This window comes from Lentzea alba (assembly GCF_047445655.1).
Taxonomy (GTDB): domain Bacteria; phylum Actinomycetota; class Actinomycetes; order Mycobacteriales; family Pseudonocardiaceae; genus Lentzea; species Lentzea alba_A.
Map to the genome: position 1 here is coordinate 135,550 of NZ_JAJAEG010000024.1, position 20,298 is coordinate 155,847.

The window sequence follows — 20,298 nt, forward strand, 5'->3', positions numbered from 1 at the left end:
TTGCCATCGCAGACTCTCTTGATACTGCTCTGGGGCAGCACCGGGAGCAAGCCGGTCTACCAGTCGTGGCAGTGGATGACATCGGGGCGATTGCCGGCACGCAGCAGGAACTCCAACGCCGCCTTGCTGAAGAACGCGAACCTCTCCACGTCGTCGTGGTAACCGTAGGCGCGTTCCCAGTGGAAGAAGTGATCCGCCGAGTGCGGTTCGAGGAAAGAGCAACGACGGCCGTGGACATGCCCGAACCACACCGCGCAACGGATCGCACCGCAGTACCAGGGTACCCACAGGTCGTGGCAGGAGACCTGGAAGTCCCAGACGTTCAGGTACCGCATGTTCTGGTACCGCGGCAGCGCGATCTCGACGACGTGCCTGCGGATCTCCACTTCCCGGCTCAACCCGAAGACCCACGCCGCCAAGCCCCCTGTCTTCGCCACCGGTGCGCATTCCGGCGCGACCATCACCACGTACACACCGGCTCCAGCTCATGGAGTGGGGCGAGCAGGATCTGGTGCGCGTGCCGTGCCGCCTTGAGGGCGTGCTCGGCGACGGGCTCCTCGGCAGGTTTCTCCGCGAGCCCCCTCACGAGCACCAGCAATGCCTCCCGCAGTTCGTCGACCCGCGACTCCAGCCTTTCGATGCGCCCGCGCAACGCAGCGGACCCGCTCTTGTCGGTCATGCCGCCTGTCCCCATGTGGTGGTGTGTTCGCCGTCGGATCGATCATCGACAACGTCACCCACGGCCTCTTCCTCCTCTGCGGGTGAGGAATTCGGCGGCGTTGTTCGGCTTCATCCACTGCAGACGAAGCATCCGCCACGCTGCTCGGTTGAGGTCGTGACATGACCAACGCACTGCGGCCCATCATTGAGAACACCGCGGCTTCGCGTCGTGGATGGCTCCGGTTCGCCGATCTGCTCGCAACGCTCGTCGGTTCGAGCCTTGTGATCGCAGGCCTGCCGGCCTGGTTCCTGGTCAGCACGGCCGTGTTCGCGGCCAGGCCACGGGGGATCTCCGTGCTCGTCACGCTCATCTCGATCAGCGTGCTGGTCGGCCTCACGGTCGTGCACGGCCGTAAACGCCGCTTGTCGAGCCGATGACCAGCCAGCACATGCGGGAGATGGTCAACGAATACCTGCGACCAACGGATCCTGTCGCGTCCGTCTACATCGGATCGCCACCGGTGCACGACACGGGCTTCAGGTGGACGACGCGTTGGGGCTGCCTCGCCGACCAACTGCGTTGCGACGGAGCGGAAGAGGCTTTGATCCGCGCCATCGAGCACGCCGTGCTGGAGGAGTCGACCGTCGAGGCCGCGGCCGACGCCACTGGCCTGGTCGTGTTCGCGAGCGAGATCCGTCCATCGCGCGTGTTCCACACGCCCGGTCTCGTCCACGACGACCTCGCATGGTTCACCGCTCCCGCACATGTGCTACCGGTGGTGGCCTGGCTGCAGGACCGGCCGTCGTGTGTGGTCGTGGTGACCGACCAGACTGGTGCGGACCTGCACCTGCTGCGCGGCGGGAGCAGCGCGCCGGAGAGCTGGTCGGTAGAAGGGCTGGATGACGAGGGTGCCGTCGCGAAAGCGTGCGCAGCGGCGCTGGACGACCTCAGCGCGCGGCTGTTCGTCGTCTCGGGTGACGAACACACCGTCCAGCTTCTGCTGAAACGCTTGCCAGAACTGACGAAGGCGACCGTCACGATCCGCCGGATCGCCGGGAGCCACAGGCACGACGGATCTCAGCGATCCTTGTTCGGCCGGGTCGCCGCGGTGGCACGCTCGGTCGCCCGGCGATGGACCGCGGAGATCGTGGCGGACCTCGCCGAGCGGTGCCGTGCGGGAGGGCTTGGGGTCGAGGGCACGCAAGCGACACTCGAAGCCCTCGCGCAGAGACGGGTGGAGACGCTGCTCGTGGAGTATCCGGCGGACGTGAGCAAAGCGGCCTGGTTCGGCCTGCGTCCGACCGATGTCCTGCCCGGCGAGCGCGTTCCACCGCTCAGCTGGCCCTGTGCCGACGTTCCGGGCTGCTGGCCGACGTCGCCGTGCGCGCCGCTCTCCTCACCGGTGCCCAGGTGCGAGTGATCGAACCGGGTACGTCCGATGCACTGGCCGGCGGAGTCGGCTGTGCCGGTTCCCCTGCGAGTCGCTGAGCCGTGAGCCCCTACTACGACCGGGTCCGTCGACGCTGTGATGCGGGACCTTCGTCCGTGGGAACGGCGTCGCCGCAGCGGCCACGGTGGGATCGTGGCGGACCTGCGGCGCACGTTCGATTCCCTCGTCCTGGTGGCGGGGTCCAGGTTCGCGCCGCCGATCAGCAGACGGATCGACGCACTCCGCGCGCTGGGTGTGCACATCCGCACGGTCGACGGCCGCGACGACGTCGATGCGGTGACCGCGCGGGATCTCGTACTCGACGGGGATTCGGAGCAGGTCTGCCGGGTGCTGGACGAGCAGCTGCGCCGGCGGTCCCGCGGCCGGGTGCCGGACATCGACGCCGATCCGGCGTGGACGCTGCGGGAGACCGGTGGGGATCCGTTGCGGCACCGCGTGATCGAGTCGCTGTTCACCGTTGGGGCAGGCGGGTTCGCCACACGCGGTGCGGTGGAGGAGCCGCGTCCGGACTCGGTGCCGATGGTGCTCGCGGCAGGTGTCTACACCGGCCGCGGGCCGGACGAGCACCTGATGGCCGGGCCAGTCTGGACGGCGCTCGACGTCGACCCGGCGCCAGTCGCCGACGAGCACGTGCTGGATCTGCGCACCGGCACCTTGCTGCGACAGGAGACCACCGGGCAGATTCCCTTCCGCTCGCTGCGGTTCGCTTCCGCGGCACGGCCCGGCGTGGTCGCTCTCCGGGCCGAAGGGGCGGTCGGGCGGGTGCGGGCCGGTAAGGCGCTGCGGCTGCCCGACGGCGGGCACGCGACTACCGGCGTGCGCGACGGACATCGCTGGGCGCGAGTGGTCGACAGTTCGGAGATGACATCGGTCGCGTGGCAACGACAGCGCCGCGACGGAGACGTGCGCACGGTCGAGCGGCTGGCTGTGCTGGCCGCGGGCAGGTGTGCGGCGCCGCCGCCCGCCGCGCTGGCCGACCATCTCGAGGCGGCGAGGCAACTCGGGTTCGACTCCTTGCTGGCCGAGCACCGGGCGGTGTGGGCGGCACGGTGGGACGCGGTCGACGTCGAGGTGCCCGACGCGCCCGAGATCGAGCTGGCGATCCGGTTCGCCCTGTTCCAGCTGTGGTGCAACGTGGGGAGTCACGACGAGGCCGCGGTGGGTGCGCGGGGTCTGTCCGGCCGCGGCTACTCCGGGCATGTTTTCTGGGACGCGGACGTGTTCGTGCTGCCCGCCATCGCGACCATGGATCCCCGGCTCGCCGTGGCGATGGTCGACTACCGGTTTCACCGGATGTCCGCCGCGCGGGTGGCCGCTCGTGCCGCCGGCCGTGCTGGCGCGCGTTTTCCCTGGGAGTCGGCCTCCTACGGGCTGGACGTCACGCCGACGTCGGGCTACCTGGGCGGGGTCCCGGTGCCGATCCGCACGGGTGCGCTCGAGGAGCACGTCACCGCCGACGTCGCCTGGGCGGCGTGGCACTGCGCGCAGTGGACGGGTGCACAGGGCTTCTTGCGGGCCCGTCGTCCGCTGCTGGAGGAGACCGCTCGCTACTGGGCCTCGCGGTGCCGGGTCGACGACGAGGGCCGCGCGCACATCGACGACGTGATCGGGCCGGACGAGTACCACGAGGCGGTGTCCGACAACGCCTTCACCAATGTCATGGCGCGCTGGAACCTGCGCGCGGCGGCCAGCACCACCGCGTCACCGGAGGAAGCCCGAGCGTGGCGGCGACTCGCCGACTCCGTTGTAGATGGACATCAACCGGAAACCGGTGTGTACGAACAGTTCGCCGGCTACTTCGACCTGGAGCCGCTGGTGGTTGCCGACGTCGCGTGCGCACCGGTCGCCGCGGACGTCCTGCTCGGGAGGGAACGGCTCGCCGCGACGCAGATCATCAAGCAGCCGGATGTGCTGATGCTGCACCACCTGGTGCCCGACGAGGTGGCGCCCGGTTCGCTGGTGCCGAACCTGGACTTCTACGGTCCACGCACCGCGCACGGCTCGTCGCTGTCGCCCGCGATCAGCGCCGCGTTGCTGGCCAGGGCAGGGCGCCCCGACGAGGCCCTGCCGTTGCTGCGGATCGCGTTGCGCATCGACCTCGACGACCTCACCGGTACGACGGCCGCCGGACTGCATCTGGCCGCGATGGGAGGCGCGTGGCAGGCGGTGCTCTTCGGCTTCGCGGGCGTCCGCGTGCGAGACGGCGTGCTCTGCGTCGACCCGGTGCTGCCGAGCACCTGGCGTGGCCTCGGTGTGAGGTTCCGGTGTCTCGGCAGGCACGTCCGGCTGCGCATCGCGGCGGACGACGTGCGAATCGAGGTCGATGCGCCGTTGCGGGTGAACGTCTGCGGAGGCGGCGAGGTCGTCGTGACCGGTTCGGCCCGGATCGAACGGAGAAGCAATGGCTGAGGTGCTGGCGATCGAACGACGGGGAGCTCCCACCGCGGTGGTTTCGGTGGCCAGAGCGCTCGCCGACGTGCTCGATGGTGAGGTGTCGACGACCTCGGCCGGGCGCGACGCGGTGCTCGACGCGCTGAACCGACAGGACACCGTGCTGGGCGTACTGGCCCGCGATCACCCTTTGTCGTGGGGAATTGCCACCAGGGCGGCCAAACCCGTCGTCCTGGTGCCACCACGAGGAATTTTCACGCCATCGGCGATCTCACGAATGCTCGCGCCACTCGACGGAACCATCGAATCGGCAGGCGCCGTGACCGAGGCGATGAAGCTGTTTCCCCACACGGAGCTGGTTGTGCTGCACGTGTTCGACCACGACACCGTGCCGGTCTTCTGGGACCAGGCCGCGCACGCGCGCCGTGACTGGGAACGCGAGTTCCGCGCACGGTTCTGCCCACCCCCGGACGTGCGCGTCGAACTGCGCTCCGGCGCGCCGGAGGAGCACGTCGCCCAGGTCGCGGCGGACGAGCACGCACAGCTCATCGCCCTGGGGTGGTCGCAACACCTCGGCGAGGGCCGGGCACGCACTGTCCGCGGCACCATCCGCGATGCCACCGTCCCCGTGGTGCTGTTTCCCGCCGGAAGGTCGTGACCTCTCAGGACGTTGGTCCCTTATCGCCCCCGACAGCGGCTGGTGAGCTGGAATCATGGGCGTCTACACGGCAAGACTCGACTTCTCCTCCGCGTTCGGCACGCTGGAGCGGTGTCCTGGCTGCGGGTCCGCCGATCTCGCCGCGGTCGCCGCCGGCGAGCGGACGGTCTTCCGATGCCGCTCGTGTGAAGCGCGGTGGCACCTGGAGCTCGGTCACGTCGTCCGGATCGACGGGGGGCAGCCGTGCGAGTCGGGTTGATCGCGCCGCCCTGGATTCCCGTGCCACCACCAGCATATGGCGGCACTGAGGCCGTGGTGGGCGACCTCGCCCGCGGTCTCGCCGCGCGCGAGCACGAGGTCGTGCTGTTCACCGTCGGCGAGTCCACCAGTCCGGTCGACGTGCGGAGCCTCTACCCCGCCGCGGTCGAGCCGATGGGTGCGGATGCTCCGGAAGCGGCGCACGTGCTCGCCGCGTACGAGGCGCTGTCCGATGTGGACGTCATCCACGACCACACCGTGCTCGGCCCGTTGGTCGCGGCCGGCCACGCGTTCCCGGCACCGCCTGTGGTCTGCACGAACCACAACCCGTTCACGCCGGAGAACCAGCGGATCTTCGCCGAGATCGCCCGGCACGCGGCCGTCGTGGCCATCTCGCACTCGCACGCCCGTTCCGCCGCCGGTGTGCCGATCGCGGCGGTGATCCACCACGGGATCGACCTCGATGTGTACCGGGCCGGTCCGGGCGGGGGCGGCTACCTGATGTTCGTCGGCCGGATGAGCCCGGACAAAGGTGTGCATCGAGCGGTGCGCGTCGCGTGCGAGGCTGGTCGCAAGCTCGTCATCGTGACCAGGATAAGCGAACCAGCGGAACGGACCTACTACAACGAGGTCGTGCGGCCGCTGCTGTCGTCTGACGTCGAGCTGCTGACCGAAGAACCGCTCACGCGTCGGGTGGAGCTCCTGCGACACGCCGACGTGTTGCTCGACCCGATCAAGTGGCTGGAACCCTTCGGGCTGGTGATGGCTGAGTCTCTTGCCTGCGCCACACCGGTTGTGGCGTTCCCGCACGGCGCAGCACCCGAGATCGTCGACCACGGCCGCACGGGATTCCTCTGTCAGAGCGAGGATGAAATGGTCTCGTTGCTGGACCGCGCGACACGGCTTGACCGACGTGCCTGCCGGCGTGCCGCCGAGAAGCGCTTCTCCCTCGACCGGATGGCCGCGGACCACGAACGGCTCTACCGGGCGGTACGGGGCGGATACGGAACGCATCGGTCATCCGAGAAGGCCCGCCGATGACCGCGCCGTGGGCCACGACCTCCGAGCCCGACCCACACGCGGCGGCTGGTGACGTCGTGACGACGATCGACGGATCCTCGTTTTGCATCACCGACGCCATCGGCCGAATACGTCGTCCCCTTCCGCACGGCCTGTTCGTGCGGGACACCAGGCTGGTGTCGCACTGGGAACTGCTCGTCGACGGCAAACGTCCGGAGCCGTTGTCCGTCTGGAGGAGTGAACCCTACGCGGCGACCTTCGTCGGCCGCGTCCTGTCGGCCGGTCCACTGCTCGTGGTGCAGCGCCACTACGTCGGCGACGGCATGCGCGCGGATCTGGAAGTGCGCAACCCCGGCGCCACCACCGCGGACTGCTGCGTGGAACTGCGCGTCGACACCGACTTCGCCGACCTGTTCGAGGTCAAGGAAGGGCTGCTGCCCGAGCGCGGCGACATCGCGGTCGCCGTCCAGCGCGGGGTACTGGAATTCACCAGCCGCGGTCGCGGGATGACCGTGATTCCCGGCGGTGAACCGGAAATCGAGGACGGCGTCATCCGATGGCGGATGTCGATCCCCCAACGCGAGAAGTGGACCGCGTGCGTCGAGGTCTGCGAGGTGCTCGACGGAGCACCCGTCGAGCCGCGGCACCCCTGCGGCCAGTCGCTCGAACACGCGATTCCGGCCAGGAACCTGCGCGAATGGCGCACCCTCGCGCCCGAGGTGACGACCGCAGACGCCGACCTGGCGACAGTGCTCACTCACAGCGTCGAGGACCTCGGCGCACTGCGCATGGTCGATCCCGCACACCCGGACCGGGCGATCGTCGCGGCGGGCGCGCCGTGGTTCATGGCACTGTTCGGCAGGGACTCGCTCATCACGTCCTGGATGCTGCTTCCCCTGGACCACCGACTGGCCCTGGGCACCTTGCGCACTCTGGCCGAACACCAGGGCACCGAGATCGACCCGGCGACGGAGGAACAACCCGGCCGCATCCTGCACGAAATGCGCTTCGGCCCGGCCGCCTCCCTCGCCCTCGGCGGAGGCAACGTCTACTACGGCACCGCGGACGCCGCCGGACTGTTCGTCATGCTGCTCGGCGAACTGCACCGCTGGGGCGCCGATCCCGGCCAGGTGCGGGCTCTGCTGCCGCACGCCGACCGCGCGCTGGAGTGGATCGAGCGGTACGGCGACGCCGACGACGACGGGTTCGTCGAGTACCACCGGGCGACCGAGCGCGGGCTGCTCAACCAGGGCTGGAAGGACTCCTGGGACGCGATCACGTTCGCCGACGGGGAGATCGCCCGCTCGCCCATCGCACTCGCGGAGGTGCAGGCCTACACCTACGCCGCCTACCGAGCCCGCGCGGATCTCGCCGGGAACGACGCGGAACGCCAGGTCTGGATCGACAAGGCCGTGGCGCTCAAACAGAGGTTCAACGAGAGGTTCTGGTTGCCAGGCCGCCGCTGGTACGCGCTCGGCCTCGACGCCGACAAGCGCCCGATCGACTCGCTGACCTCCAACATCGGCCACTGCCTGTGGACCGGGATCGTGGACGAGGACAAGGCCGCCGCGGTGGCCGAGCACCTGATGTCACCGGCCATGTTCAGCGGCTGGGGCATCCGCACTCTCGCGGAGTCCATGGCCGCCTACAACCCGATGAGCTACCACAACGGTTCCGTCTGGCCCCACGACAACGCACTGTGCGCGGCCGGGCTCATGCGCTACGGCTTCGTCGAGCAAGCGCAGCGCGTAGCGGTGGCCGTGCTGGAGGCATCAGTCCACTTCGGACACCGCCTGCCCGAGGTGTTCTGCGGCTTCTCCCGCGACGAATTCGCCGTGCCGGTCCCCTACCCGACGTCGTGCTCACCGCAGGCCTGGGCGGCCGCCACGCCCCTGCACCTGCTGCGCACGCTGCTGCGGTTCGAGCCCCAACTGACCGCCGGTGCGCTCCGGTTCGCTCCGGCGGTACCCGACCAGTACCTGCCCCTGCGGATTCGTGGTCTTCGCCTGGGAGATCATCGCCTTACCGTCGACGTCAGCACGGGCGGGGCGTGGATCACCGGCCTGGAGAAGCTCGGCATCCAGGTCCACTCCGGGCCGATCACCTGGTCCGAGTGAGGCGCGGTCACCCGCAGCGCAGAAGGGTGTGGGCATGGGGCTCACAACCGAAGAAGTCCACCTCGACTCGTGGGAGCCGGTGACGGTGCTGCGCACGTGGCTAACCGCTCCCGCACCGCGCATGGCCGATGCCGTGAGAACCACGGTGGAAACACTGGTGACCGCCGCAGGTCACGCCTCGATGCGATGCGCCGGCCCCGCTGAGGTGGCCGTACTCGGGCCCCTCCGGCCCTGCACACAGGTCGAGGTCCGCGTTCCCGTCACCGGATCCCCCGCCGCGGGTGTGCTGAGCAGCTTGTGGCTCCGCCCAGGAGGAGCCATCGCCCGCACGTTGCACGATCCCGGTGCCGACGACCTGGCGACAACCTGCGAGGTGCTGCTCGCCTGGGTCGCCGACCACGGCTACCAGCCCACCGGGCCACTCACCCTGGTTCACCTCTGCACACCGGAGCAAGCCCTCGACCCCGGTGCCCACCTCGCTGAGATCGCCGTTCCCGTCACACACGAGCAAGGAGAACAGCTGTGCCCTACGCGGTGCACGTCAAGCAACTCGAACCGAGCACTGCCCTGTGCGTCCGCATGACCGCACCCGCCGGCCGGGTCGGCGAGGCAGTAGGACGCGTACTGGCGGGACTCGCCGAAGGTGCTGAACAGGTCGGACTCAAGGCCTCCGGTCCTCCGGAGGTCTGCTACCTGAGCGAGCCTCGCCGCGGTGCCGCCGTGCGGATCGAGGCGAGCCTTCCCGTGGCCGCGGACACCCGGCAACTCATGAGCGGCGTGGTCCACCGGTCCGGTGGAAAGGTCGCGCACGTCTATCACAAGGGACCGTACGAGGACATCACGTACGCCTACGACGCGCTGCTCCTCTGGACCGACCAGGCGGGCTACGAGGTCGCCGGACAGCCGACCGAGGTGTACCTGACCGGCCCTGCCGACACGAGATGTCCCAGGGATTTTCTGACGGAGGTCATCGTGCCGGTCCGCCGGACAACGCTGGCAGACTCAAACGCGGTCCCGCACACCTGATGCTCCCGCCTCCGTCGCACAGCGCGCTCCGCAGTGGATCTCGTCATCGATTCCGGCGCCGTGTCCGACCACGCGGAATGCTTTGTCGTAGTCGTTCCCGCACACGTCGCACTAGGTCATCTGCCAAGACACCCTTCCACTCGTGACGACGAAGTTCGTGCGAGCAGATCACGCGCGGTGCATCGGTGTTGCTTCATCCGGCCGGGGTGAAGCAACACCGCTCATCCCGTGCCGAGGAACCGGCGCAGCCTGTCGAGCGGCCAGGTGTTGACCACCTCCCCAGGCGCGGCCCAGCAGCGTTGTGCGGTCGCCACACCGAACCGCACGTTGTCCAGCTGTGACACCGCGTGCGCGCCCGTGGCGATCGCGAACCGGACGCCGAAGCTCCATGCCCAGCGGATCACCTCGCCATCGAGATCGAGCCGGTCCGGGAACCCGTTGACCTCCAAGGCCGTCCCCGTACGGGCCGCAGCGCGGAACATCGCCTCCAGGTCCACGTCCACCGGTGGTCGCCGGCCGATGCCGCGGTTGGTGGGATGCCCGATCACGTGGACGCACGGGTGCTCGATCGCGCGCAGCAAACGGGCCGTCATCTCCGTGCGAGGCTGCTCGAAGTACGAGTGCACGGACGCGACCACGATGTCGAAGCCGGCGAGGAGCTCGTCCTCCCAGCCGAGTGACCCGTCGGGCTGGATGTACACCTCGGTACCGTGCAACAAAGTAAGCCCGGCGCCGGGCTCCAGCTCACGGATGCGCTGCCGTTGCGCCAGTGCCCTCTCGATGGTCACCTGCCGCATGGACGCCAGCGGGACGTGATCGGTGATGGCGAAGTACTCGTACCCGCGTTTCCTCGCCGCCGCGACCATTTCCTCCAGCGTCGCCACTCCGTCGCTCAGGCCGGTGTGCGTGTGCAGGTCGCCACGCAGGTCACCGAGTTGGACGAGCACGGGCAGCCGCCCCTCGAGTGCGGCTTCGACCTCGCCGTTGTCCTCGCGCAGCACCGGCGGAATCCACGGCAGGCCCAGCTGTGCGAACACCTCTTCCTCGGTGCCTGCCACGATCAGCTCACCGCTTTCCGCGGAGAACAGCCCGTACTCGGACAACTTCAGGCCTGCCCGCACCGCCAGTGCCCTGACCCGGATGTTGTGCGCCTTGGAGCCGGTGAAGTACATCAGCGCGGCACCCCAGGACGACGGCGATATCACTCGCACGTCCACCTGGATGCCGCTGTCGGTCACGACCGACGTCTTGGTCGGCCCTTTCGCCAGCACCCGTGCCACGAGCGGCATCGCGACCAACGCGTCCATCACCGGCGCGGGCTCGTCTGAGGCAACCAGCAGATCGATGTCACCCACGGTGTCCCGCATGCGCCGCAACGATCCTGCGTACGTCGCCCGCCACACACCGGGGACGGCTTCGAACCGTGCCAGCACCCGTCCAGCGAGCTCCAGCGCGACGTCCAGCCTGAAGCGCACGGCACCGCCGTGCGCCTGCTGGATCGCCGTCACCAGGTTCTGCTCGCTCTTCTCGTCCCAGCCGCGCAACTCCCGCAACCGGTGCTCGCGCAGGGCGTTGGTCAACTCGCTGAGCGAGGTGATGCCCAGCTCCGTGTAGACCTGCAGGGCGTGGCGCGGCCCTAGTCCTGGCACCCGCAGCAACGTCCGCAAGCCGGAGGGCACCTTCGCACGCAGTTCGTCCAGCTCGGAGACCGAGCCGGTGTCGCCGAACTCCAGGATCTTGCGGGCCAGGTGGCTGCCCACAGCCGGGATCGCGTCCAGGCCCTTGACGTCGAGGCCGTCGACCTCCAGCGGGTATCCCTCGACCGCGCGGGCCGCCTTCTCGTACGCACGCACCTTGCGCGCATCACCGCCCGAGATCGCGAGCAAATCCGCGAACTCCTGCAACATCGCCGCGACCGCATCGTTCGACCGAGCCATGGTTCCTCCATTGACTCAATCGCCTGCCGTTGCCGGCAACGGCCGCTCTGCCCGTGATCCCGAGGACGAAAGGCCCTGGGTGCACCGAAACTTCCGGCGTAGCAAGGAAACATCGATCAACGACTGCTTCCTCGGGAGGTTGCCATGGGCACCGTGGCGCGCGTCATCGAGATCAGCGCCGAGTCCGACACGAGTTTCGGGGACGCCATCTCGACGGGCGTCGAACGAGCGACGCAAACACTGCGCAACACCAAATCGGTGTGGATCAAGGAACAGCACGTGGACGTGACCGACGGCCGCATCACGGGTCACCGGGTGCACATGCTGGTCACCTTCGTCCTCGACGAGTAACCCTTCCGATCCACTGTGGACTGATGTCAGAGGACGTCAAACCTTCTTCTGCCCTGTGCCAGTGCACGCAGCAGGTCGGCTCGGGACAGCACGCGCGGCCCGCACTCGCAGGAGGCGGGCAGCGCGTCGTCCACCAGCGGACCGCCCTCCAGTGGCTCGACCAGCTCCGTGCCGTGCGATGCGCCGTGATGCGGTTCGTCCACGCGGTCCCTGGAGCCGTGCGAATGCGGCCCGATCACGGAGGCATACACCAAGCCCGCAGGCGTGACGTACACACTAGCCACGTGGTGGCTACGAGAACACCGCACGCTCAGCCGCCGGGCGTCTCTTCGGTGCGCACCCAGCGAGTCCAGCGCTGCCCGCGCGGCTTCACGCGTGCTCATGACAGCGGGTTGAGCAACAGCCGGACGTCCGGCGGAAGCTGCGCGAAGACTTTCTCCAGCATTCCCTCGGACAAGTGACCCTGCAGCGCCGACACGACCGCGGCGACCGCCGTCGGCACGTCCTTGCGCGCGATGTTCGCCTCACGGACGAGCCGGTCTGCGCACTCCTCGGCGTCGAACTTCTCCGGGACCCGGCTCGGGTTCCAGCCGTCGTAGTACATCCCGCGCACCAGCTCGGGCAGCTGCGCGGCGAAGTGCGCGCTCGCCTCCACCGTCAACCGGTCCCGCAGCACGTGCAGCCACGCACGCAGCACGCGATGCGCGAACCGCCGGTCATCGGTCGGGAACGCCTGCGCGACGTCCCGCACCAGAACGTTCGCGCTTTCCAGGGCGTGGTCGAACAGGCCTGTCTTGGTCGTCGTCATGTACTCCATCGGACTGCATTCCGGCGCCCGCTGCCACCGTCGTAGGCCTTGCCCGCAGAGTGACCAACGTCCCTGTCGTCTTCCCCTGGGCGGGGACACCATCAGGTCATGCCCTTCGCCGACCGAACCGAAGCCGGGCAACGGCTCGCCGAGCGGCTGGCGCACTTGCGCGGCCAGGACGTCGTCGTGCTCGGGCTGCCCCGTGGCGGCGTGCCCGTGGCCTACGAGGTCGCCCGCGCGCTCGGCACGCCTCTGGACGTGATCGTGGTGCGCAAACTCGGCGTGCCCTACCAGCCGGAGCTGGCCATGGGCGCCATCGGCGAGAACGGCGTACGCGTGGTCGATCCGCGTGTCCTGCGCGCCTGCCGGATCACGCCCGTAGAGCTCGAGGGAGTCGAAGCGCGCGAACGCACCGAGCTCGACCGCCGCGCGCACCGCTTCCGCGGCGACCGCCCCCGGATCTCCTTGGCCGGCCGCACCGCGATCGTCGTCGACGACGGCGCCGCGACCGGATCCACCGCTCGCGCCGCATGCCAGGTGGCCAGAGCACAGGGCGCCGCGCAGGTGATCCTCGCGCTGCCGGTCGCCCCACCCGACGCCCTCGCCGCGCTGCACACCGAAGCGGACAGCGTGGTATGCCTGGAGACTCCGTCCTGGTTCTTCGCCGTCGGCCAGTGGTACGACGACTTCCGGCAGATCACCGACGCCGAGGTCGTGGACCTGCTGCGCCTTGCCACCGAGTCGGTCACCGTCCCGGATCCGGTGACCACCGAGGCTGATCCGCCCGCCCGTGACGAGGACGTGGAGGTGCTCGCCGGGCGAGTTCCGCTCGCGGGCCACCTCACCATGCCCGGCAACGCCGCCGGACTCGTGGTGTTCGCGCACGGCAGCGGCAGCAGCAGGCACAGCCCCCGCAACCGCCACGTCGCCCAAGTCCTCAACCAAGCAGGGCTCGGCACACTGCTGTTCGACCTCCTCACCCCCGAGGAGGAAATCCGACGCAGCTTGGTCTTCGACATCCCGCTGCTCGCCCACCGCCTCGTCGACGCCACCGCCTGGCTGCGCACCCAACCCGGCTGCGAACACCTCCGGATCGGCTACTTCGGGGCCAGCACCGGCGCAGCGGCCGCACTGCGAGCCGCCGCCGACCCGCGCACCAACATCGCCGCCGTTGTCTCCCGCGGCGGCCGCCCCGACCTCGCAGGTGACCGACTGCCCTGGGTTCGCACCCCGACGTTGCTGATCGTCGGCAGTCACGACCCCCTCGTGCTCGACCTCAACCGCGAAGCCCGCACACACCTGCGCTGCGCCAGCGAACTCACCGTCGTCCCCGACGCCGGCCACCTGTTCGAAGAACCAGGAACCCTCGACGAAGTGGCACAGCTCGCCCGCGACTGGTTCCTCACCCACCTCACGACCGACCAGGATCCGCCACGTGCGAAGTGATGGGAGGAGCGAACTCAACTTGAGACGGTGCCCGGACAGGTGACGAAGATCTGGTACGTGACACGGTCGCGCCCGGTCGCTCGCTGGCCCCTTGTCCTTCACACGACTCGAGCGGGACATTGTTGTTCGTGACGAAACGACTTCTGATCCTTGCCGCTACCGCTGTTTGTGGCGTCGCGCCGTGCGGTACCGAGGCCAAGGCGGAATCGACGGGCGTCGTGCCGCAGATCTCGAGAACGATGGTGATCAACGAGGTGTACGTCGGCGGGGTCAACGGTCCCCACGACGAGTTCCTGGAACTGCGCAACGTCAGCACCAGTCACCAGGATCTGAGCGGGATGGTGGTGCGGTTCTACGATCCGCGCTGCCAGGTGACCAGGGTCATTCCGCTGGTCGACCCGGCCGGCGAGTCATGGGTCATCCCACCGCGGCAGACGGTGCTGGTGACAGGAAGCGAATTCTCCGGTACCACCTCCACACCCTTCGTGCTGCCGGCCGCGGGGATGGAGCCTGAGGGGTTGTTGACCGCACGCGCCGGAGGGGCGGCATTGTTGCGCGGAACGACCAGAATCGACGCGGTCGCGTGGAAGACGCAGTCCCCACCGGGTGCGCCGACCTGTCAGCTGGAAGGCCGCCCCGCCCTGGCGCCACCGCCGCAGCTGATCGGCGCGTCCATCACCCGCGACATCCTGGGCACCGACACCGACGACAACCGCACCGACTTCCACATCGACATAGCCACCCCCTGAACGTCCCCGCCGACTCGGTGAGTCCAGCGCCGCGAGCACGTACGCAGGAGAATTCTCGCTGCCGTCCCAGCGGGTCGGCAGGCGATCCTGTGACACCAGGAACTCGCTGATCCTGCCGAGAAACCAACCGTTCGCGGACGAGCCGGGCGGGACACACGTCGCCGCCGGCCTCGCGCTGCTACAACCCGCTCCCGCACACTCGGCTCGAAGATGCGTGGCGGCCTTCTCCGCAGAATGTGCACCGCCTGCAGCACATCCTCGACGCGGTAGCGCTGCTCCAGTAACACCTCGGCCCGGTGGAGAGTCGCGGCGTCGTCGAGCGCGCGATGACGGTCGTCCCGCTCGTGCATGGGTGCGCGCCATCCGCTTCCGCGTCGCCTCCGGCAGCTCCCGGTACTCGGCGTGTGTCCTGTGTGCGGTCTCCCAGGCATGCTCCTCGATCGCGCTCGCCGTTGGCGCCACCGGCCGACCTGGGGCACGATCTCCGCGGTCACGACCGCACGAGGGTCAGCGGCACGCGGCACAGCCCGCCAATACCGGCTTCTGGTGCACCGCGAGCGCCTGGGTTGATCACGTGCACCCGCGCGCCGCTGAGCAACGCCGCGCGCACGGCGACATCAACGAGCAGGCCGCACCGGCGTCGCGCCCCGGCGACACGGCCGGGTGCCACGTCGGTCGGCTCCAGGCCGTACCACGCGGTCGCCGTGACGTCCTCGGGATGACCGACGAACAGGTCGTCGATCCGCCCGCCGGCAAGTGCGGCGAGCGTGTCGTCGACTCCTTCCACACCCAGTCGACGGGAGCGACCTCGTTCGTTGAAGTCCGCGAGCACGTCCTCGGTCCACGACTGGGCGGCGGCTCGTACCTCCGCCTCGACCCGGCTCGAGCTCAGGTCGGTACCGACCCACCGGACAGTCACATCACGCCGAACCGGTTCGGGCAACGACTCCCACAACGCGCCCACCACGGCGTCCTCCGCTGCGACAACCAGCAGCCGGGCTTCCTCCATTTCGAGCAGCGCCGCGCTTGCCGCCGCCGCGGACCGGATTCCCTCCCTCCAAGCCTGGCCGGGGTAACGCAAGTGCACCCGCCTGGCGCTACCCACGACCAGCTCGGCGTCGTCGTGTCCGGCAGCCACGACAACGCACGGCGGCCGCTCCTGCGCCCAAGCCAACAAGGGCAGCACGTGGGCCGGAGCACTGAACCACGCGAGATCCAGGTGACGCAGCCCCGGAGTGGAGAACACTTGCGGCGGCTGCTCAACGCCCGCGAACCCCACGAGCGACCCCTGTGCCGAGTCGGCACTGAGAGCGCTGCGCAACGCCGCGCCGATCGTGTCGACCACGTCCTGGCTCGCGCCATCGCTGCACAGCTGGTCCGCGAGCTGGATCCACCGCCGCTGCCACGGGCACGCCGAGGTCGGGCCCAGATACACCGACGCCACCGGGCGGGTGGGTCGGACGACGTCGAGCAGATCACTCAACCTGGGTCGGCAGATGTTCGGCACGGCCGCAACTCCTCTGTCCCGTCGCGAACATCCCACAGGTTCCGGGATCACCCGCACCGCTGCTTCGCCCGGCGCGGATGAACCGCCGCCTCACGGCCCAGCGCTACCGCCCCGCACGGAGGAAGCCGACCAGTGCGGCACTGAGAAGCGTCGGAGCATGGAGGAGGTGCTCGCTTCATGAGCCGTCTACCCCGCCGCGCACGGTCCCGTCGCATCGTGCTGGCCGTCGTGCTGTTCAGGCTCGTCGTTGGCGGTACTCGTGATGACGGGTGCGGCCGGCCCTCCCCGCTCGTGACCGCGGGAACGCTGGCGTGAACGAGCCTGCTGTCGAGGTTAACGGCTGTCCTCACCCGTGCGCTGGTCCTGTTTTCCCATTCTGGCAAGGCGAATGCGGCCAAGTGTGCACCCGAACGCTGATGCGGTTCGATCGCGCGATCAAGCGCGACAAGTCCGTCAGGAGAATCACCACCATGTCCGACAGTTCGGAGTGTGATCGACCCCGACGCGAGGCCGTTCCGCCCAGATTCCGCCTTCCCGGCTCAGCGGTCTCGCTCGTACATCGCGACACACTCATGACCGCTGCAGAGGACCACGTGTCATCAGTTCCGGTCACTCTCGTCACGGGGCCAGCGGGATGCGGTAAGACCGCACTGCTGGCGCAGTGGGCTCAGCTGGGCGACGCCATGCACACGCGCCGGGTCGCGTGGCTGACGCTTGACGAGCACGAACGCGCTTCCGTCCCGCAGCGTTCCGCGAACCGAGCCGTGGTCGTCGATCGTGACCGACACGACCTGATTGCCGTCCACTTTGGACACGAAGTCCGTGTAGGACAGCGAGCTCACCTGGATCGACCACTGGCTGGGCCAGAACATCAGCACCAGGAAGGCCAGCGTGACGAGCAACGCCAGCCACGACCACCAGCGCGATGGCCGCGCCGGGGGCGCACTGGGGGCCGGATCAGATGGTGGACCCGACTTCGCCGCACGCGACAACGTCGCCTCCTCATCGGATGCCTGATTTCTCCGACGGTAAGGCGCATGCCGAGCAGCTCCCCAGGGACCACTGGGCCTCAGACGAGGGACTTTGGTCTGCGGTCGATCCAACCGACCACCGCCCGATCGGCCAGCAGTGCGCTTCGGTCACGTCCGGTGGTGGCCACGCGACTGCGCAGGACCCGTGCCGGGACGGCCGCACAGCCCCGTTTCGGCACTCACCCGGCCCCGACGCCGGTTCGCGACAGGAAGCAGTCGCATTAGGCAGTCGATGAGAGTCGGGTCAGGTTCGCCGCCGCCGAACACGCGAAACGGTCCTTGGCATTGGCCCGCTCGGGACCTTCGTCTCTCCTGCGCCCCCTGCTTCGCGAGCACCGTGACCGCATACGCGCTCACGCGGAGTCGACCCAGAGGAGACGAAACATGATCACGTTGAGCATCATCAAAGCCGACACGGGAGGTTTCGTCGGACACTCGTCCGTACACCCGGACATGATGGCGGCTGCCGGCGAAGCGCTGCGCCGGGCGGTCGGCGACCACCTGCTGGTGGACGCGCAGGTCGCCAGTTGCGGCGACGACATCTCGCTGATCATGACCCACGAGCACGGTTCCGACGCGGAACCGATCCACTCGTTCGCCTGGGACGTCTTCCAGGAGACCACTGTGATCGCGAAACGTCTCGGGCTCTACGGAGCGGGTCAGGACCTGCTGTCCGACGCGTTCAGCGGCAACCTGCGCGGCATGGGCCCGGGCTACGCGGAGCTCGAGTTCACCGAGCGGCCGAGCGAGCCGATCATCTGCTTCCTCGCGGACAAGACCGAGCCGGGCGCGTGGAACCTGCCGCTGTACAAGATGTTCGCCGACCCGTTCAACACCGCGGGTCTCGTCATCGACTCGAAGATGCACGCCGGTTTCCGGTTCGAGGTCTACGACCTGCACGAGGAGAAGAAGATCTGGTTCGACTGCCCCTCCGACCTCTACGAGATGCTGATGTACATCGGCGCACCGGCTCGCTACGTCATTCATTCGGTGCAGTCCAAGACACTCGACGAGCAAGCCGCGGCGACCTCGACGCAGCGGTTGTCGCTCATCGCGGGCAAGTACGTCGGCAAGGACGACCCCGTGATGATCGTGCGCGCCCAGTCCGGCCTGCCCGCCGTCGGCGAGGTGCTCGAGCCCTTCGCGTTCCCCTACGCCGTGGCGGGCTGCATGCGCGGCTCGCACCACGCGCCGATCATGCCGGTGAGCATCGGCCAGGCCCACCCCGCGCGATTCGACGGCCCGCCGCGGGTCACGGCACTCGGATTCCAGGTCAAGGACGGCAAGCTGATCGGGCCACGCGACATGTTCGACGACCCGTCGTTCGACCGGGCCCGGTCGCAGGCCAACGAAGCCATGGACTACCTGCGCAGGCACGGCCCCTTCGAACCACACCGCCTGCCGCTGGAGGACCTCGAGTACACCACCATGCACCAGCTGGAGCAGCGGCTCGCANGGGCCCGGTCGCAGGCCAACGAAGCCATGGACTACCTGCGCAGGCACGGCCCCTTCGAACCACACCGCCTGCCGCTGGAGGACCTCGAGTACACCACCATGCACCAGCTGGAGCAGCGGCTCGCAGACCGCTGGGAACCCATGGCCGCCGCACCGCTGCCGGTCCCGCGGTAACCAGGGTCGTGAGTGGCTTCCGTAGTCATAGCTACGGACACCATTCACGATCGCCGGACGACCGCCAGCGGGCAGGGCGCGTGGTGCACGAGGGTTCTGGCCGTCGAACCGAGCAGCATCCCGGTGAAGCCGCCGCGGCCGTGGCTGCCGACGACCAGCAGCCGCGCCCGCTCGCCGAGCCGCATGAGCACCCGCGCGGCGCGGTCGCGCTCCACCACCCGGTCGACGTACACGTCGGGGTACTTCTCCTGCCAGCCGGCGAGCCGTTGTGCGAGCAGCCGCCGCTCGTCGTCCTCGACCTGTGTCCAGTCGGTGGCGATCTTCGTGTCGCGGTAGCCGCTGTCGAGCAGGAAGTCCTGCCACGACATCACGGCGGTGAGCGACGCGCCGCGGATCGACGCGGCCTCGAACGCGAACGCCACCGCGGCCTCGCTCACCGGTGAGCCGTCCACGCCGACGATCACGGGTCCGTCGGGCGCGGGTGTGTCCCGCGCGACGACCACGGGGCACTTGCCGTGTGACACCAGTGCGAGGGCGGTGGATCCGACGAGGAGGTCGCTGAAGCCGCCGAGGCCTCTCGAACCCAGCACGACCAGCCGGGCCCGTTCGGACTCGTCGACGAGCAGCGGCACGTCACCGGTGGAGGCGATGCGGGTGGTGACGGTGACATCCGGTGCGATGACACGAGCCGTGTCCTGCGCTCGCCGCAACCACTTGCGGCCCTGCGCCTGCAACGCACGGTTCAGGTCTTCGCCGACGAGCCCGATGTCGTCGCGGCTGGGGATCGGCATCGGGTACGCGTGCACCAGGCGCAGCGGCACATGGTGGCGCAGGCACTCGTCGGCTGCCCACTCGACGGCCTCGAGCGCGGAGGCCGAGCCGTCGACGCCGACAACGACCGGAGCTCCAGGTCCCTTGCTCATGCACCCAGCGTCCTGCCCGCCGGTGGTCTGCGGCAGGGCGCACGGGCACGGATCACACGGGGCAGAGTTGCCTGGTCCGCGAGGACTTTCGCCACTGAACCCGGCGGTCGCACGCAGGCCACACTCGATTGATGTCCATCATCGCGGTCAGGGTCGAGAAGCCTGACGACCTCAACGTCATCATCGGGCAGGCGCACTTCATCAAGTCGGTCGAGGATCTGCACGAGGCACTCGCCGGCGCGAGCCCGCACCTGCGGTTCGGACTCGCCTTCTGCGAGGCCTCCGGGCCCAGGCTCGTCCGCCACTCCGGCAACGACCCGGACCTGGTGGAGCTCG

Annotated in this window: 23 protein-coding genes; 15 read left to right on the forward strand and 8 right to left on the reverse strand. The window is 69.0% G+C overall.

Going from position 1 to position 20,298, the window contains the following annotated elements; all coding sequences use genetic code 11:
* Positions 1–56: 56 nt before the first annotated feature.
* Together LFM09_RS34295 and LFM09_RS34300 are read right to left on the reverse strand one after the other, a co-directional pair.
* The gene (locus LFM09_RS34295) at positions 57–473 is read right to left on the reverse strand and encodes a glycogen/starch synthase (RefSeq protein ID WP_414100731.1); all 417 of its coding nucleotides are present in this window, start codon (positions 471–473) and stop codon (positions 57–59) included.
* Positions 461–679, reverse strand: a complete 219-nt coding sequence (locus LFM09_RS34300; protein ID WP_414100732.1) for a hypothetical protein — start codon at positions 677–679, stop codon at positions 461–463. Before LFM09_RS34300 ends, LFM09_RS34295 begins: the two co-directional genes overlap by 13 nt.
* A 161-nt stretch (positions 680–840) precedes the next feature.
* Between LFM09_RS34300 and LFM09_RS34305 the strand changes: the two genes are divergently transcribed.
* The 9 genes from LFM09_RS34305 (at position 841) to LFM09_RS34345 (ending at position 9,581) form a co-directional block, all read left to right on the forward strand.
* Positions 841–1,098, forward strand: coding sequence for a hypothetical protein (locus LFM09_RS34305; RefSeq protein WP_414100733.1), 258 nt, complete (start codon positions 841–843; stop codon positions 1,096–1,098).
* Positions 1,095–2,081 (forward strand): hypothetical protein, encoded by a 987-nt coding sequence (locus LFM09_RS34310; protein WP_414100734.1) that lies wholly within the window; start codon positions 1,095–1,097, stop codon positions 2,079–2,081. The genes LFM09_RS34305 and LFM09_RS34310 overlap by 4 nt, the downstream gene beginning before the upstream one ends.
* A gap of 162 nt (positions 2,082–2,243) precedes the next feature.
* On the forward strand, positions 2,244–4,520 hold the full coding sequence (locus tag LFM09_RS34315; protein WP_414100735.1) for a glycosyl hydrolase family 65 protein: 2,277 nt from the start codon (positions 2,244–2,246) through the stop codon (positions 4,518–4,520).
* Positions 4,513–5,160 carry a universal stress protein gene (locus LFM09_RS34320; RefSeq protein ID WP_414100736.1) on the forward strand — a complete coding sequence of 216 codons (648 nt, stop codon included), beginning with the start codon at positions 4,513–4,515 and terminating at the stop codon, positions 5,158–5,160. The genes LFM09_RS34315 and LFM09_RS34320 overlap by 8 nt, the downstream gene beginning before the upstream one ends.
* A 55-nt stretch (positions 5,161–5,215) precedes the next feature.
* Entirely contained in the window at positions 5,216–5,419 is a 204-nt protein-coding gene (locus LFM09_RS34325) for a hypothetical protein (RefSeq protein ID WP_414100737.1), read from the forward strand.
* Positions 5,404–6,459, forward strand: a complete 1,056-nt coding sequence (locus LFM09_RS34330) for a glycosyltransferase family 4 protein (RefSeq protein WP_414100738.1) — start codon at positions 5,404–5,406, stop codon at positions 6,457–6,459. Before LFM09_RS34325 ends, LFM09_RS34330 begins: the two co-directional genes overlap by 16 nt.
* Complete coding sequence (locus LFM09_RS34335) at positions 6,456–8,555, forward strand: glycogen debranching N-terminal domain-containing protein (RefSeq protein WP_414100739.1); 2,100 nt, start codon at positions 6,456–6,458, stop codon at positions 8,553–8,555. Before LFM09_RS34330 ends, LFM09_RS34335 begins: the two co-directional genes overlap by 4 nt.
* Positions 8,556–8,589: 34 nt before the next feature.
* Positions 8,590–9,138: a hypothetical protein gene (locus LFM09_RS34340; protein ID WP_414100740.1), complete on the forward strand. Its 549-nt coding sequence runs from the start codon at positions 8,590–8,592 to the stop codon at positions 9,136–9,138.
* Positions 9,135–9,581, forward strand: a complete 447-nt coding sequence (locus LFM09_RS34345; protein ID WP_414100741.1) for a GyrI-like domain-containing protein — start codon at positions 9,135–9,137, stop codon at positions 9,579–9,581. Before LFM09_RS34340 ends, LFM09_RS34345 begins: the two co-directional genes overlap by 4 nt.
* Before the next feature lie 221 nt (positions 9,582–9,802).
* Here LFM09_RS34345 and polX read toward each other — a convergent pair whose 3' ends face one another.
* On the reverse strand, positions 9,803–11,518 hold the full coding sequence (gene polX / locus LFM09_RS34350; protein WP_414100742.1) for a DNA polymerase/3'-5' exonuclease PolX: 1,716 nt from the start codon (positions 11,516–11,518) through the stop codon (positions 9,803–9,805).
* 144 nt (positions 11,519–11,662) lie between these two features.
* On the opposite strand from polX, the gene LFM09_RS34355 reads away from it, so the two are divergent.
* Entirely contained in the window at positions 11,663–11,869 is a 207-nt protein-coding gene (locus LFM09_RS34355) for a dodecin family protein (RefSeq protein ID WP_414100743.1), read from the forward strand.
* Positions 11,870–11,895: 26 nt separating this feature from the next.
* Here the strand turns inward: LFM09_RS34355 and LFM09_RS34360 are convergent, their stop codons facing one another.
* Both LFM09_RS34360 and LFM09_RS34365 read right to left on the reverse strand, forming a co-directional pair.
* Positions 11,896–12,252 carry a hypothetical protein gene (locus LFM09_RS34360; protein ID WP_414100744.1) on the reverse strand — a complete coding sequence of 119 codons (357 nt, stop codon included), beginning with the start codon at positions 12,250–12,252 and terminating at the stop codon, positions 11,896–11,898.
* Positions 12,249–12,677: a DUF2267 domain-containing protein gene (locus tag LFM09_RS34365; protein WP_414100745.1), complete on the reverse strand. Its 429-nt coding sequence runs from the start codon at positions 12,675–12,677 to the stop codon at positions 12,249–12,251. Before LFM09_RS34365 ends, LFM09_RS34360 begins: the two co-directional genes overlap by 4 nt.
* 108 nt (positions 12,678–12,785) lie before the next feature.
* On the opposite strand from LFM09_RS34365, the gene LFM09_RS34370 reads away from it, so the two are divergent.
* Positions 12,786–14,123 (forward strand): phosphoribosyltransferase family protein, encoded by a 1,338-nt coding sequence (locus tag LFM09_RS34370; protein WP_414100746.1) that lies wholly within the window; start codon positions 12,786–12,788, stop codon positions 14,121–14,123.
* Between the two features lie 128 nt (positions 14,124–14,251).
* On the forward strand, positions 14,252–14,872 hold the full coding sequence (locus LFM09_RS34375) for a lamin tail domain-containing protein (RefSeq protein ID WP_414100747.1): 621 nt from the start codon (positions 14,252–14,254) through the stop codon (positions 14,870–14,872).
* Positions 14,873–15,362: 490 nt separating this feature from the next.
* Here the strand turns inward: LFM09_RS34375 and LFM09_RS34380 are convergent, their stop codons facing one another.
* The gene (locus LFM09_RS34380) at positions 15,363–16,379 is read right to left on the reverse strand and encodes a hypothetical protein (protein WP_414100748.1); all 1,017 of its coding nucleotides are present in this window, start codon (positions 16,377–16,379) and stop codon (positions 15,363–15,365) included.
* A 177-nt stretch (positions 16,380–16,556) separates the two neighbouring features.
* Between LFM09_RS34380 and LFM09_RS34385 the strand changes: the two genes are divergently transcribed.
* The gene (locus LFM09_RS34385) at positions 16,557–16,694 is read left to right on the forward strand and encodes a hypothetical protein (protein WP_414100749.1); all 138 of its coding nucleotides are present in this window, start codon (positions 16,557–16,559) and stop codon (positions 16,692–16,694) included.
* 284 nt (positions 16,695–16,978) lie between these two features.
* On the opposite strand, the gene LFM09_RS34390 is transcribed toward LFM09_RS34385, so the two are convergent.
* Positions 16,979–17,371, reverse strand: coding sequence for an ATP-dependent metallopeptidase FtsH/Yme1/Tma family protein (locus LFM09_RS34390; RefSeq protein WP_414100750.1), 393 nt, complete (start codon positions 17,369–17,371; stop codon positions 16,979–16,981).
* A 423-nt stretch (positions 17,372–17,794) separates the two neighbouring features.
* Between LFM09_RS34390 and fbp the strand changes: the two genes are divergently transcribed.
* Complete coding sequence (gene fbp / locus LFM09_RS34395; protein WP_414100751.1) at positions 17,795–19,039, forward strand: fructose-1,6-bisphosphate aldolase/phosphatase; 1,245 nt, start codon at positions 17,795–17,797, stop codon at positions 19,037–19,039.
* Between the two features lie 44 nt (positions 19,040–19,083).
* Here fbp and LFM09_RS34400 read toward each other — a convergent pair whose 3' ends face one another.
* Entirely contained in the window at positions 19,084–19,962 is an 879-nt protein-coding gene (locus LFM09_RS34400; RefSeq protein WP_414100752.1) for a universal stress protein, read from the reverse strand.
* A gap of 131 nt (positions 19,963–20,093) precedes the next feature.
* Here LFM09_RS34400 and LFM09_RS34405 point away from each other — a divergent pair.
* Positions 20,094–20,298: adenosine-specific kinase (locus LFM09_RS34405; RefSeq protein WP_414100753.1), on the forward strand; the 205-nt coding region annotated here is incomplete at its 3' end.

What these genes read in the sequence shown, in the direction of transcription:
- LFM09_RS34300 (WP_414100732.1), bottom strand. Translation starts at nt 679, where the DNA reads ATGACCGACAAGAGCGGGTCCGCTGCGTTGCGCGGGCGCATCGAAAGG.
- LFM09_RS34305 (WP_414100733.1), top strand. Translation starts at nt 841, where the DNA reads ATGACCAACGCACTGCGGCCCATCATTGAGAACACCGCGGCTTCGCGT.
- LFM09_RS34310 (WP_414100734.1), top strand. Translation starts at nt 1,095, where the DNA reads ATGACCAGCCAGCACATGCGGGAGATGGTCAACGAATACCTGCGACCA.
- LFM09_RS34320 (WP_414100736.1), top strand. Translation starts at nt 4,513, where the DNA reads ATGGCTGAGGTGCTGGCGATCGAACGACGGGGAGCTCCCACCGCGGTG.
- LFM09_RS34325 (WP_414100737.1), top strand. Translation starts at nt 5,216, where the DNA reads ATGGGCGTCTACACGGCAAGACTCGACTTCTCCTCCGCGTTCGGCACG.
- LFM09_RS34335 (WP_414100739.1), top strand. Translation starts at nt 6,456, where the DNA reads ATGACCGCGCCGTGGGCCACGACCTCCGAGCCCGACCCACACGCGGCG.
- LFM09_RS34340 (WP_414100740.1), top strand. Translation starts at nt 8,590, where the DNA reads ATGGGGCTCACAACCGAAGAAGTCCACCTCGACTCGTGGGAGCCGGTG.
- LFM09_RS34345 (WP_414100741.1), top strand. Translation starts at nt 9,135, where the DNA reads ATGACCGCACCCGCCGGCCGGGTCGGCGAGGCAGTAGGACGCGTACTG.
- polX (WP_414100742.1), bottom strand. Translation starts at nt 11,518, where the DNA reads ATGGCTCGGTCGAACGATGCGGTCGCGGCGATGTTGCAGGAGTTCGCG.
- LFM09_RS34355 (WP_414100743.1), top strand. Translation starts at nt 11,663, where the DNA reads ATGGGCACCGTGGCGCGCGTCATCGAGATCAGCGCCGAGTCCGACACG.
- LFM09_RS34360 (WP_414100744.1), bottom strand. Translation starts at nt 12,252, where the DNA reads ATGAGCACGCGTGAAGCCGCGCGGGCAGCGCTGGACTCGCTGGGTGCG.
- LFM09_RS34365 (WP_414100745.1), bottom strand. Translation starts at nt 12,677, where the DNA reads ATGACGACGACCAAGACAGGCCTGTTCGACCACGCCCTGGAAAGCGCG.
- LFM09_RS34370 (WP_414100746.1), top strand. Translation starts at nt 12,786, where the DNA reads ATGCCCTTCGCCGACCGAACCGAAGCCGGGCAACGGCTCGCCGAGCGG.
- LFM09_RS34385 (WP_414100749.1), top strand. Translation starts at nt 16,557, where the DNA reads ATGAGCCGTCTACCCCGCCGCGCACGGTCCCGTCGCATCGTGCTGGCC.
- LFM09_RS34400 (WP_414100752.1), bottom strand. Translation starts at nt 19,962, where the DNA reads ATGAGCAAGGGACCTGGAGCTCCGGTCGTTGTCGGCGTCGACGGCTCG.